The organism is Streptomyces sp. NPDC047982 (genome assembly GCF_043204165.1).
GTDB lineage: Bacteria > Actinomycetota > Actinomycetes > Streptomycetales > Streptomycetaceae > Streptomyces.
On the sequence record NZ_JBIDBS010000016.1, the window covers coordinates 80,514 to 93,317 of the forward strand.

At 66.2% G+C, this 12,804-nt stretch carries 7 protein-coding genes; 4 read left to right on the top strand and 3 right to left on the bottom strand.

The window, feature by feature from the left end; translation table 11 throughout:
- Positions 1 to 437: 437 nt before the first annotated feature.
- The gene (locus ACGF2V_RS20575) at positions 438 to 2,072 is read right to left on the bottom strand and encodes a MinD/ParA family protein (RefSeq protein ID WP_362708169.1); all 1,635 of its coding nucleotides are present in this window, start codon (positions 2,070 to 2,072) and stop codon (positions 438 to 440) included.
- A 1,248-nt stretch (positions 2,073 to 3,320) separates the two neighbouring features.
- Between ACGF2V_RS20575 and ACGF2V_RS20580 the strand changes: the two genes are divergently transcribed.
- From ACGF2V_RS20580 to ACGF2V_RS20595, 4 genes are all read left to right on the top strand, one after another.
- Positions 3,321 to 4,127, top strand: coding sequence for a hypothetical protein (locus ACGF2V_RS20580; protein ID WP_362708173.1), 807 nt, complete (start codon positions 3,321 to 3,323; stop codon positions 4,125 to 4,127).
- 817 nt (positions 4,128 to 4,944) lie between these two features.
- Positions 4,945 to 6,198 (top strand): helix-turn-helix domain-containing protein, encoded by a 1,254-nt coding sequence (locus ACGF2V_RS20585; RefSeq protein WP_362708176.1) that lies wholly within the window; start codon positions 4,945 to 4,947, stop codon positions 6,196 to 6,198.
- 2,093 nt (positions 6,199 to 8,291) lie between these two features.
- Complete coding sequence (locus ACGF2V_RS20590) at positions 8,292 to 9,266, top strand: ParA family protein (RefSeq protein WP_362708178.1); 975 nt, start codon at positions 8,292 to 8,294, stop codon at positions 9,264 to 9,266.
- A gap of 185 nt (positions 9,267 to 9,451) precedes the next feature.
- Positions 9,452 to 9,958 (top strand): hypothetical protein, encoded by a 507-nt coding sequence (locus tag ACGF2V_RS20595; protein WP_362708181.1) that lies wholly within the window; start codon positions 9,452 to 9,454, stop codon positions 9,956 to 9,958.
- Between the two features lie 589 nt (positions 9,959 to 10,547).
- Here ACGF2V_RS20595 and ACGF2V_RS20600 read toward each other — a convergent pair.
- On the bottom strand, positions 10,548 to 10,955 hold the full coding sequence (locus ACGF2V_RS20600; RefSeq protein WP_362708183.1) for a replication/maintenance protein RepL: 408 nt from the start codon (positions 10,953 to 10,955) through the stop codon (positions 10,548 to 10,550).
- A gap of 99 nt (positions 10,956 to 11,054) precedes the next feature.
- Positions 11,055 to 11,537 (bottom strand): helix-turn-helix domain-containing protein, encoded by a 483-nt coding sequence (locus ACGF2V_RS20605; RefSeq protein WP_362708185.1) that lies wholly within the window; start codon positions 11,535 to 11,537, stop codon positions 11,055 to 11,057.
- Positions 11,538 to 12,804: the final 1,267 nt, after the last annotated feature.

Here is a 12,804-nt window from a genome sequence, read left to right on the forward strand (position 1 = left end):
GCAGTCGGCCGGCAGCGGGGGACCACTGACGACACATGGTGAACCATGCCTCACCCGCCCCTTGTAGTGCCCGGCGTTCACAAAGGCGGTCTTGAAGTGGCTGGTCTGCCTGCGGCGGGCTCGCGCTGACGGAGGGTTGGCGGGAGGCCGGCGCGCGGTCGCTTCGAGGGAGCGCCGCTCGCGCAGTCCGCCAGGCTCAGGGCGGCGGTCAGCCCGATGACGGCTGCGGCCCGCGCGCCGCGTAGGCGCGGGGTTCGGCGGCTCTCAGTGGCGGCGGTGGCTCCGAACAGCCTCCGGCCACACAAGGCCCATCCAACCCGGTGCGCCGGGCATCCCGCGTGGCGGGAAACGGGATGAACTCCTCTCCTCCGAGACGGACTTTCCGCCTCCCATCTCTTCGCGCTGCCCGCGCTCGCCCTGGTCTGTGCGCCGGGCGTTCAGTGCGGTTGCTGCGGGAAGGGGCTGTGCTGCGTGTACCCGGATGCCATGCCGTAGCCGTGCTGCTCGGCTGCCTGGGGCGGGAAGGGGCATGCCGGCGGGACGGCGGGAGCGGCGGCCGGCGTGCTGGCCCCGCGGGTGGTGAAGCCCTCGGCGACGAGTGTGCACAGGTCCAGGTATGCCTCGCGAGTCTTGGGCCGCATCAGGTCCAGGTCCACTTCGGCGCCTGCCGCCAGGTGCTCGTCGAAGGGAACCGGGACGACGCCGCGGCATCGGGCGGAGAAGTGGGCGACGATGTCCTCCACTTTGATCATCTTGCCCTTTTCGCGTACTCCGGAAACGACTGTCAGCCCCCTGCTGACCAGGTCGGTGTAGCCGTGGGCGTTGAGCCAGTCCAGTGTGGTGCTGGCGCTGGAGGCGCCGTCCACCGAGGGGGTCGCGACGACGATCAACTGGTCTGCCAGGTCGAGGACGCCGCGCATCGCGCTGTAGAGCAGGCCGGTGCCGGAGTCGGTGAGGATGATCGGGTACTGGCGGCCCAGTACGTCGATGGCGCGGCGGTAGTCGTCGTCGTTGAAGGTGGTGGAGATGGCAGGGTCGACGTCGTTGGCGAGGATCTCAAGGCCGGAGGGGGCCTGCGAGGTGAAGGCGCGGATGTCCATGTACGTGTTGAGGGTGGGGATCGCCTGCACCAGGTCGCGGATGGTTGCTCCGGTCTCGCGTCGCACCCGGCGTCCGAGGGTCCCGGCGTCCGGGTTGGCGTCGATGGCCAGGACCTTGTCCTGGCGCTCGCTGGCGAGCGTGGCCCCGAGCGCCGTGGTGACGGTCGTCTTTCCGACGCCGCCCTTGAGGCTGATCACGGCGATCCGGTAGCAGGCATGGACCGGGGTGCGGATGAGCTCCAGCTTGCGCTGCGTCTCGGCGTCCTCCCGCGCACCGCCGATCCTGAAGCGTGACGGGCGGGTTCCGGGGCGCGCGCTTCGCGGTTTGGGCGGGGCACCGCGCAGGAGCCGTTCGGAGGACAACTCGGTTGCAGCGCTGTGCCCCAGCGGTGTTTGCGCCGGTCCGGGAGGCGCCTGGTGCGCCGGCATGTGTGGGGTCGCAGGGGCCGCCGCCGGTGCGGTGGTCGGCATGGCGGCGGACGCGGTGTGCTGCGGCGGCCAGGCCGCAGGCCCGGGCCCAGGGCCCGCAGGCGGGAACGCGGGGACTGCGGCAGCCGCGGGGTGGGGGACGGCGGGCGGGTATCCGTAGGTGCCCTGTACGGGCGGCGGCCCCTGCTGCGGGTATCCGTAGGCGGCCTGTTCCAGTGGCGGCCCCTGCTGCGGGTACGCGGCTGTCGGAGTCGAGGCCGGGTGGTGTGCGGGTGGCTGCACGGTCTGCAACGGATCGGGGTGCGCGGGGCGCTGTGCGGGCTGGGTGGCCCAGGGCACCAAAGCTGCAGGTTGGGGGGCCGCGGGAACGGCCGGGATCGTCTCCGACGGTGTGGGCGCGGGAGCGGCATGTCCGTACCAGGCCAGGCCCGTATAGGTGATGGCGAAGGGCCCGTGGTCGGGAGCGGCTTCATCGCCGTTGGTCGGCTGGCTCTGTGCGCTCGGGGCCCAGCCCGCGTTTCCCCCTGCTGGCTGGCTGTGCATTCTTCCTCCTGATCTGAGCAACCGCCGGGTGGACGGTCGGGTGGACGGTGCTGTTCGTGGCGCCGAGCTTGGGATTTATGCAGGACCAGGAGGTGGAGCGGCGCTGCGATTCCGGTGGGCCCCTTGGCCGCGGCTGTTCACTCACGCCCGCCTGCCGCGACGTCTCCCCTTCTGGACGGTTGGTTCGGTGCGGTCAGGCCCAGCGTGCCCGAGGCGCTGCGGTGATCGGAGCGTCGGCGCTCTTCTTCCCGCCGGGGGGAACAGCAGTTGAGATCGGATCCCGCCCGCTGCCACCAGGCGGGCCAAGCGGCCTTCGTGGATGCCGGGCGCGTGTGTAGGTGGGGTGGGGAAATGCCATGCCGCGTGCTCGTCGGCGGCTACCGAGGTCCGAGAGAGGGACAGAATGAAGTGGCCGCCGCGGCGCCGCAGGCTGAACATCGCCGCGGGCATCGCTCGGATCGATTTGCTGTGTGCTCCGTCGGTGTGGTCGTCGCTGCTCACCCGGTGCGCCCGCCAGCACGGCGCCGTGCACTTCGCCGAGGGGATGCAACAATCAGCCGGTGCCGGGCTCGTGCGCGTTCGGTTGTCTGGGCTCGAGCTGTCGGAGTTGCTGGATGTGACGGCTCGCAGGGGTCGTTGGTGGAGCCAGGAGGACCCTCCCGGCCGAGCGTTGTGCCGTGCCGTCTACCGGGCTGCGGCTGTCGTCATAGACGAGCTGGACCCAGGCCACGGTGATGGGGCGATTCCGCCGATCAAGCTCACCGCGGGCGCACTCCACCCTGACGCCACACCTGCACCGATGTGAACGTGTCGGCAGAAACTACTCAAGGACTAGCGAATTGCGGTTAGTTAGAGAAAGCCGGGCGTGACTCAGTGCTGCACGGCAAGCGGGCTCGCGGGCAGAGGCCTACACCAGTCGTGGAACCTTTTGCTTCCTATGCCGGATTAGGCGGATACATGCTTCACGTTTTCATGCGAAGGGCGACGACTATGTATCGACATATTGCCCCGTGGAAAACGTGAAAGATTCCACACATCTGACGTACAGCTACAAGGGCGAATGCGCCGATACTGGCAGCTTTCGTCGCAACCTTCCTTTGACTCCTCACAATCCGTCACAGGAAGAGGGTCTTCCGGAAAGGGGTGTTCCTGGTCATCCCTACGTGCGCCCAGATAGAGATCTTGTGTACAGACCAACAGCACCAACTGCCCCGGCTGACGTGCTGTTTCGGCACAACGGGGGGAATTGTGGACATCGGCTCACGTAGTTCGCATCAGCGCAAGGAGCGCGACCGCACGAACGCAGTGCTCCATGCCCTGCTCCAGCTCGGCCCCGGTCCGCACAAGGCTCGCGACATCACCGCCCGGACGACCATGGACGAGGAGGAAGTGCGGCGCCGACTGCTCCAGCTCTTCAAGGCCAAGGTCTGCTACCGGCCCCGCTTCGGATACTGGGAGCTGCGCCCCATCGCGACCGCCCCGACCGACACACCCGGGCTCGTGCACCCCAGCGCCACTCCCCTGCTGGACACCGCCCTCCTCCTCGAGGGACTGCACAGCCGCACCGAGCAGGCAGTGTTGCTGCACACCCACTCCCCCGTCACCGGCGAGCGCCTGTGCATTGCCGCCGCCGGGACCCACGACCTGCGCCTGCGCCGCGAACTGGCGCACGTCCCCCGGGCTGTCGACCGGCTGCGACGAGCTCCCCTCGATTCCGACGCGCCGGGCCTGGTCATGCTCGCCAACCTCGCCGGCCACGACGCCCCGCTGCGCGAGGATCTGCGGCAGATTCGGGTCGCCCAGATCGCGCTCACCGAATCACCGCTGCCTGGCTGGACCCTGGTCTCCGTTCCGCTCCGCCGCCTGCCCGGCGCGCCGGCCATGCCCGGCGCGGAACCCCGCGTGGTCGCAGCCATCAGCATCCTGGCCCCCGACCACGCCCAGGGCGACCCCGTGGTCGCCTACGGGCGCCTGATGCGCAACGCCGTCCAGGCGGCCATCGAGAGCAGCGTCGTCATCACCCACCCGCGCTTCGCGGCCGCTCAGGCCGCGTGACCCAGCCCCGGCCGCCGCCCCTTCACGAGCCCCACGACGGCCCCTTCGGCGCCCGCACAGCGGTCCACGCTGTCGGGCGCGCACGCACGTTGGCCTCGACGCAGGCCACACCCAACCAAGGAGGACGACGTGTCAGCCAGGAACGACAGACAAGTGCACGGGGAGCATCCGATGACCTAGCTCCCCCGCGGCCCGGTGCTTTCTGCCCACGCACACGGGCCCGGCCTCGCGCTCGATGCGGTGTGCCACCACCTCATCAACCGCCGGCCCTTCGCCATCGCCCGACCTGCCAGTCGAGCGAGTCCCGGCTTCTCCTCACCGAAGCAGCCGGGCGAAATCACTCCCACTCCGGAGCTCGCACCCCTGCCAGGGGTCTCGACGTTCCACAACACCGGGAACGGATCGCGTTCATGATGCAGCAGACGGCTGCCGCTTGTCACTCACCCCTGCCCCAAATATCCTGTTCTGCCCTCCCTTCGAGCCTCCTTGTTCATGCTTCACAGCTCAGCCCTCTGGCCGGAGCCGCGGCACCGCCCTTGAACCCGTGGACATGCTCCGCCACGCCCTCGCGGATCTCAGCGGGGGTGGTGTGACCATGGTCAGCGCGAACGCAACCCTCCCCCTCGCCACAGCATCGCCTACACTGCCGCTCCGCAACTGCCCTGCCCGGACCGCTCCCGCGTCCCCGTCGCGGCCCGCGTACGCGCCAGCGAGGCCGGCCAGGGTGGCCTCCTCCGGCCTTGGCGCACACCACTCTGGGACACGGCCGCTGCAGAGGACCGGTCTCCTTGCTCCGCTCCCACCTCTGTCCGCGCGGATGCACAAGCTCCTTGTCCTCGGCGACCAGGACGCCGCGTACGCGATGGGCAACCTCCAGCGCGGCGGCAAGAACTCCTCCTCCTCCGACCACGCTTGGGCGATCACCCGTGCCCTGGCCGCCGACGCCGTGCGTGTGGGGTGGAGCCGGGCCTCGTTCCTCCAGGTCATGCTCGACGGCCCGTACAAGGCCGGCCAGCACGCCCGCACCCTCCAGCACCGCCGCGGCTACGACATGGCCGCAGCCTGGCTCCAGCGGGCCTGGGACGGCGCCCAACAGTACGTCCAGTCCACCGACCCCCTCGCCACCCGCCAGGACTTCCACGCCGCTCTGGCGGCCTTCCGCGCCCGCATCGAGTGCACCCCTTGGAAAGGCGTCGCCGGCAAGACCGACCTGCGCAATCTCATCGCCCGCATGGAGATCTGCTCCCGGTCCGGCAGTTGGGACCACACCGTCTCCGAACGCGACCTCGCCGAGAGGATGGGTTGCAGCCGCACCACCGCCCACACCTCCAACCAGCGCCTCCTGGCCGCCAAGATGCTGCGCCAGCTCGACAACGGCTCCCCCACCGAAGGTGCCCGCTGGATGCTCATCTCCCACCTACCTTCCACCACGTCTCACCACTGGTCCACCCCCAAAGGGCCGGAGGCTGGGGGGGCCATGAGTGGCCCAGACGTGAGACAGCCCGACACCGGTGCCGACATCGACTCCCGGACAGCCGGCCAGCTCATGCACCTCGACGCGTTCGCCCACCACGGCCTCGGCAGCAGCGGACTCGCCATCCTCGCCTCCCTCGCCGAGCGAGACGGACAGAGCCGAACCGAACTCCAGGCCAGCGCCTCCATCTCCCGCCCCACCGCCTACCGACAGCTCGGAAAGCTCAAGGAACTCGGCCTCGTCCGCCACGAAGGAGAGCTCTACCACCTCTCCCCCACCGCCCTGGAAGGCGCCGGAGCACCAACGGAGCATTGCACCGACCCCGTGGCCAGCTGGGCCGAGACTGCCGAACGCCTGGGTACCGCTGGCACGGCAGAACGACGACGCCGACATCACGAGGCGCAACGAACCCACTGGCGCCTCGAACAAGTGCGACTCGCCGAGCGCCGCCGCAACGCACAGCAGTCCCCCCTCCCCCACCCAGCCGTGGCCCTGCCCGAGCACGTGCGTGCCGACGGCTGCGCTATCGACCCCAGCACCGGGGAGGTCATCGCAGGGCTGTATGTGGCCAATGACGGACGCTGGATTTGGGTGTAGACGCATCAGTGGACTCACTTAGGGAAGCTGGAGGCAACGTCTTCCCCCAGGAGAGCTGCCAGCGTTTACGCATGACCCACCCCTCGGGACTGCGTAACAGGGATAAGCCACTTCACCCCTTACTTCATGCGTCAGCTACGTCCGGACCGAGAAGCGAAATCGCCTGAGAGCCCGCCTGCGCGCCTCCCAGGTCACCGGACAAGCAATCACCCGGACGCCCTCCCGAAAGGCCGTCTCGCGAGAATTCCGACAAAACTGCAGGTCAGAGCCTTGCTGTCGCGCCAGAAATGACCCGTTTGCCGCATTCACCGAAGTGCTCAGATCCTCCAGAGGCGTTCCCCAAGTGCACGCCGCTACATCAAATGTGCGGCCAAGTGGGTGACTCTGACGCCATCCCCCAGGTCGACCTCACCAGTGGATCGACACCCCTTGCCCGGGCATCCATCGGCACTCAGGCGAACCCGGGCACAAGCCAGGTGTGGCGGCACTGGCCGTTGACCCATGGGACGGGGCAACGGCATGGGCTGCTCATTCCAGGGTCGCCCTGATCCTCCGACAGATCCCGCCTTCCTCCTGATCCTCGTTTACAGCGATCGTTTTTCCATGGCGACGCCTGTCAAGAGTCGCAGAGGCCGAGAGAGGCACTTCGAGGTCAGGAAAGCGTGCCGCTGGAGCGGAGGACGGCCGGTCTGCCTCACTCCGATGGAAGCACGTTCCACGACCTTTCCCCTCAGGTGACGCCAGACCGACATCCTTCGAGTCGGAAGCAATGCCTTGTTTGCTCCTGCCTGCCGAACTGTCTCCTGTTCCGAATCAGCCTCCCGCCGCCACCGCCAGCAACACCTGGCTCAGTGAGTTGTCGCAGAAATGGGGGAGACCAGGGGGGCATCCGCAGGAGCTCGGGGCTGCATCACGTCACAGTTCACGTCCTAGGAGAGGAGCCGAGGGCCTGTGCCCCGGACGTGCGGGCCGAGTTGGGTGGCGCTTTGAAGCGCCTCTAGAGCCGCCGGCACTCACACACGCCAGCCTCCTCCGTTGGGGTTCCGAGCAGATTCTTCCATCCTTAGCGGGGCCCCTCTCGGCAGCGGGACGGCGTTCCTCGGGAAGGCAGTACTTGAATGTCCGCCACGCCACTCATCGACCTATCGGCTCCACAATCTTCCGCGTCCTACCCATCGGCAGCCAGTAGCGCAGTGCCGCGCGCCAACCCTCGGTAGGAGGCGCCCGCTGGTGATCTCGCGCCTGAGTCAAGTGATCAGTCGAGTAAACAAGGGCGAGCCACGCGGCGGTTGTTTCCCCGTCCATTCACGTCATGCCACTGCGGGCGGAGTTGAGGTCAAGTCCAGAATCCTCACGCTGCGGTGACCTTGCGTATGCCTTCCCCGTGACCCTCAACTCTCGAGGAGCGGTGACCCGAACCGTGGCCAACGAACTCGGCTGTTTGCGGCGTTCAGAGTGGAGCAGGACTGGCCATCATCGCCAGCGTGTCGCGGGGGTGAGCTTCTGGGAGGGGCGGGCACATGAGCGGCGGCTCGCTACGGGCGACTCCCAGCTTGAGATCGAAAGGACGTGCCCTTCGATGACGCCTCTGAAGACTCGCGAGGGCCCGTAAGCGTGGCGGTCATGCAAGCGGTCTCGTGCACCGCAATCACGCACCTGCCGATCACAAACGGCGTGCGCCGAGCTCCGCTTCTTGGTACCCTTTCCGCAGGTCAGAGCACCTTTTGAACCTTGAAGAGTAGTAAAGAGCTAGTCAAGTGCTAGGGCTTGCAACGTATAGCGCGCTATGCCCTGTGCACGATGTTCCACTAGGGTCATCGCTCGGGTTCAACCCCTTCCGCACTGCGATCGCCCAGTCGGATCTGGTGTCCTATGTACCAAGCCGCCCGTGACACGCAGGTGAAACTTTCCTCTCCTGCACCAAGGGCGGCCAGGGGGCATGTATCCTCCTGCCCTGTGGTTGACCCTGCTTCTGCTCGCATCCTCTGCTCGTGGATCAGGTGTCTCTTGCAGCACACATCGGCGCAGTCAACGCATGCGCCAGTGGACTGTTGACAACACGTCAGAGCCCAGTGGAAGAGGAGGATCGCGAAATGGCTACTACGACACTTGAGATTGCGGACATCGGCCCTGCTTGGAACGCAATCCAGAAGCGACTCGCTAACGCGGAGTCCATCGCCACCAAGCGTATGCGCTTGGTCATCATCAACGGCAAAGGCGGCGTTGGGAAGTCCAGCCTGGCCGCAGCCATCGCCGTCACCTGCGCTTCCATCGGACGCAAGGTGGCTCTTGTCGAGATGGACCCCCAGGGCAATAACGCCGAGGACCTCGGCTTCCTTGGCACTGAGTTCTTCGACAACGGCCAAGCCCAGGTTGATGCCATCCTCAACGGCAAGCGGCTTGTCCCCACGGGGATGGTGCGCGATAACTTGTACGTCATCCCAGGGGGCGATCTGCTTGAGCAGATCGTCGAAGAGCTCTACATCCAGAAGCGTGCGTACCGGGATTACGAGGACTCTCTCTCGAGAGACGCATGGATGGGGATGTACGCCGCTGCCCTGGAGGACCTGGACGAGGACTTCGATCTGGTCATCCTCGACGTAGCCCCTGGGTACGAGACACTGCAGCTCCAGGCACTCACAGCCGGAGACATGGTCATCATTCCCGCGAAGAGTGACCCCAGTTCCCGGAAGGGACTTCGAACCGTTGCCCGCCGCATGGTGCAGGCCAGGGTTCACAACCCGGCAATCGCCTTCCTTGGAGTCGCGCTTTTCGGCGTCAACTCCAGTGCGAAGAAGGTGCTTGGCAACATCAGGGAGTTCTTCGAAGGAGACCTCAAGGGCATCGCAGAGGTATTCTCAACTTCCATTCGGCACGTAGAGGCAGCTGCAGTTGCCTGCCGGACCAACGGCCTCGTGCCGCAGGAACTGGCCGAGAGGTCTGACCGAGGTGTCGATCCGTCGGTCATGAACTCGGTGGTCAATCTGGCGAAGGACTACCGGTCTCTCGCCATTGAGATCCTCTCGACCATCTCGAAAGTCAACAGCACTGGAGGTTCTGAACAGTGACTCCCCAGCAGGAGAACGGCCGAGAAAGCAGCAAGCGGGGAGGCCTCCCAGAGGACGATGCCGACCTTGCGGCGCTCGCCTCCGGCGCACTGGGGCCTACGCGTAGCAGCACCAAGGCTGCGCCAGCTGGCCCGCCACAGCCTGCTGGGACTGTTGCGACCATCGCGCAAGGCCCTCCCGCTCCGATGCCTGCAGCCGCGCCGCCGCAGCCTCGGGCTGCTACCTCTGCGCCGGCGGCTCCTCCGCGCCAATCAGACGAGCCCGCTGACACGAGTGCGTCTGACAATCGGTTCACGCAGGTCACTTCCATCGTCGACGTTGAGGTCCTGGAGCGCTTCAACGCCTACAAGCTCGATCAAAAGATCCGCGGGTCAGAGCCGTCAAATACCGTCGTCGTCTTCCGGGCTATCAACCAAGCTGTTGCACAGAACAAGCTGGAAGAGCTCAGCCAGGAGGCTGGTGACGAGGAGGAGGATGCAGGGGGCTTCCTCTCGATCCAGGCTCCAGGGCGGCGCACATCGCGCGAGCGCCGCAGGACCGATCAGTTGTCGTGGCGCCCGACCTTCGCCAATCTCGGGCAGATTGACGAGCTATGGCCCACGGCAGGCTTCAAGGATCGCTCCCATTTCATCAATGAAGTACTGGACAGTTTCCTGCCCGAGCTCAAGCGCAAGCGTTCCAGGCGCCGATAGCTAGTCAGGGCCGTCGTCCGAGCCCTGACTAGAGGCTGTGTGAGGGACCGCCGTGGCGGATCAAGCCTTCTGCTGTTGGCAACTGCGCCACGCACTAGGCTGTGCGCGGCGTACGAGGGGGTGGGAACCAGGCGAGGGCTGGTTCCCACCCCGTCTCGCCTCATCGACAAGATAGGTGGACCATAGATGGGTGAGTGTAAATTGCATGTATAGTCGCGTGCGGCACTGGGCGCACTCGTCACGGCATGCCTAACGAGTTCCGTTGGGGGGAGCGATGTATCGCAGGACAGCTCCAGCCACAGCTCGAGGCAGACTCGCAGTTCCAGGGACCGTCCGAGTTCGCTCTCTGTCGCACGTGCGAGTCACCCGCGAGCTCGCTCGTCAGACCTGCTTCAGTTGCAGGTCGAAGGGCTGATTCCGGTCGAATATCCCCGCCCTGCGCATTCGGCGAGTGCCAAGGCAGGCAGATGCCCGGCTGGAGGGGTTTTGATCGACTAGCTACTCCTGGTATCGGTGGTTACACTCTCACCGATACCAGACACACCGGGGCCCCCGCTCTTGCGGGGGCCCCGGTGTTTGTTGAACTGGGTTACTCGGCCGCGGCTGCTCGAACCCGGCGGCTGCGGCGCTGACGGTGTGCGACCAAGTCCGTGGGCGGCAGGACAGGCGCCTTCCGCATCGCGGCCTTCTGCTTCAGCGCCTCCTGGTGCTCCTCGACGGCGGCCTGGTAGCGCTCCTCGAAGTCTTCGACATCCAAGTAGAACGACTCGTCCATCTGCCGGATCGCATCTTCAGCCTCGGCCGGCGTGGTGAAGCCAGCCACCTGCGGGTTCAGCTGGTACACACCCTGCCGCTTTTTCCGGACGATCCGAGCAAACTGAAGGTGTTGGAGACTCAGACCGACAGCTGAGCGCTTCATCCCGAGCGCCGACGCGATGTGCTCCTGCGTGATGACGATGCGGCCGCCCGGCTCTTGCACGCCCAGTAGAAACAGCATCACGCGGAGTGCTGGCCCGGGAACGCTGGGGACGTAAGCGAAGGCGCTGGGAGACGTCCAGAGTTCCGGAGCGTGTTCCTCGGCAGGTTGAGCTGTCATCTATCCCTCCGACGCTCTGGGCTTCTTCGGTGCCCTGTTGGGAAGCATGAGCTGTGTGAACTCATCAGGGACAGCCGGGTCTTCAGCCAATGCCTCGATGAGCTCGAGTTGATCGACTCTCCGTGTTGCAGGCTTCCTGGTCGCGGCTCGACCAGGCTCCTCTACCTCAATCGTCCCACCCCTGAGCGCAACCTGTGGATTCAGCTGGTAGAGGCCTCGCTGGACCATGTGGACTAGTCCGAGGCCGAAGAGACGACCGATGGCCCTGTTGACGTGTACTCGGTTGAGCTGGAGGGCGTGGGCGATCTCCTTCTGTGTCGCCCTGATCGTGCCCCCTGGCTCCTGGCTCCCCATCAGGTAGAGCAGGGACCGCAGGCACGCGACGTCGTCGTGAAAGTAGATCGCCATCCACTTCAGGAACTCCAGGCTGTCCATGCTGAAGGCGCCGCCGAGGAACCCCACGCTGGTGGGGTTCTTCTCCACGATCGCGCGATGGCCCTCAGGGAGTTTGACGATCGTGGCCGGCTTGGTCCTCGGGATGCCGCGAGGCCTGCGGTACGAGCTGGGTGCAGGTGCGTTCCGCTTCGGCTTTGGCGCTGCCTCTCTATCGGGAGCCCGCTGCCGCTGCGGGTCCTCGGAGGGGAGTGCTGACATGGGTGCATGTGCTCCTCATGATCGATACCAGACGATTAGCACCCTACCCAGCGCAACTATAAGTGGCAAAGACGCCATGCATAGTGGCATCCCGCGTGTCGAATGTAGCCCCTGAGGTACCTACCCGTCTCGCGCGCGAGACGTCCCGACTGGGCATGGATCGTCAGTTCGAATCATGGGCACCTCTTGTTGTTTCGGCGTCCTGTGCATCACCTCGCCCGTGATGCAACTATATGTTGCAAAACCCTTCCCGACGGCTCGCGAGAAGCTACGTTGACCGGTCGATATGTGGCCTGTGGCGTACCTTACTTGCCGGTAACAAGTCCCTGACCTGCAACGATGTGGAGCTCCAGCTCTTATATCGTGCGCGCACGCGTGATACCTTACGGCTTCATTGGCGTCAAGCACCAAACGGCTGTACCTAAGACGGCGCTCTACCCAGCACCTCATCGCGCTTCTTCCAACCTCGCGCGCCCTAATTCCTACCCAGGGCCCGCCGTCACCACTGTTCGTTACCCCCACGTTGTCGAGCATCTACAGCATCCCGCACCCCCCTGGCCTGGCCGCTACCTCGGGTGGACCTCCGGCAGGCCCATGTGCCCAAGGAGGGCGCCCTGCGCCCGAGTGGTGCGTCAGCGACGTTAGGAGCTGGCGCAGGGCGCGTGGGGTGGGCTGGTCCAGGCCGCCAAGGGCCTGGCGCTGGGGGTCTGGGGGGCGAGTAGGCCCCCAGTGCGGGGTGCAGGGGGCGCTGCCCCCTGCCGGGGTCGGGGGCAGCGCCCCCGCGATGCGGGTCCAGGGGCCGCTCGCCCCTGGCGGGGTCCAGGGGCAGCGCCCCTGGGATGTACGGTCCGCAGCCAATCCGCCAAGAGACGAGCTGATTTCGAACCTTCTGATGCTGTCGGTCAACCACCTCAAGTCCGCGGTGCGGACCACAGCAACAGCTCCCTCCTTCATTGGTCCCGCTCGACGGGATCGCCCAGCTCAGCCCCGTTTTGGTCCTCTCTCACCGCCAAGCATCGGTTGCTGGCGGCGTAGGAGGAGCCTCTCTTAGTCCTTGATCGTTCTGCGCTGCCCACCGGACGTAGGGAGTGTGGAC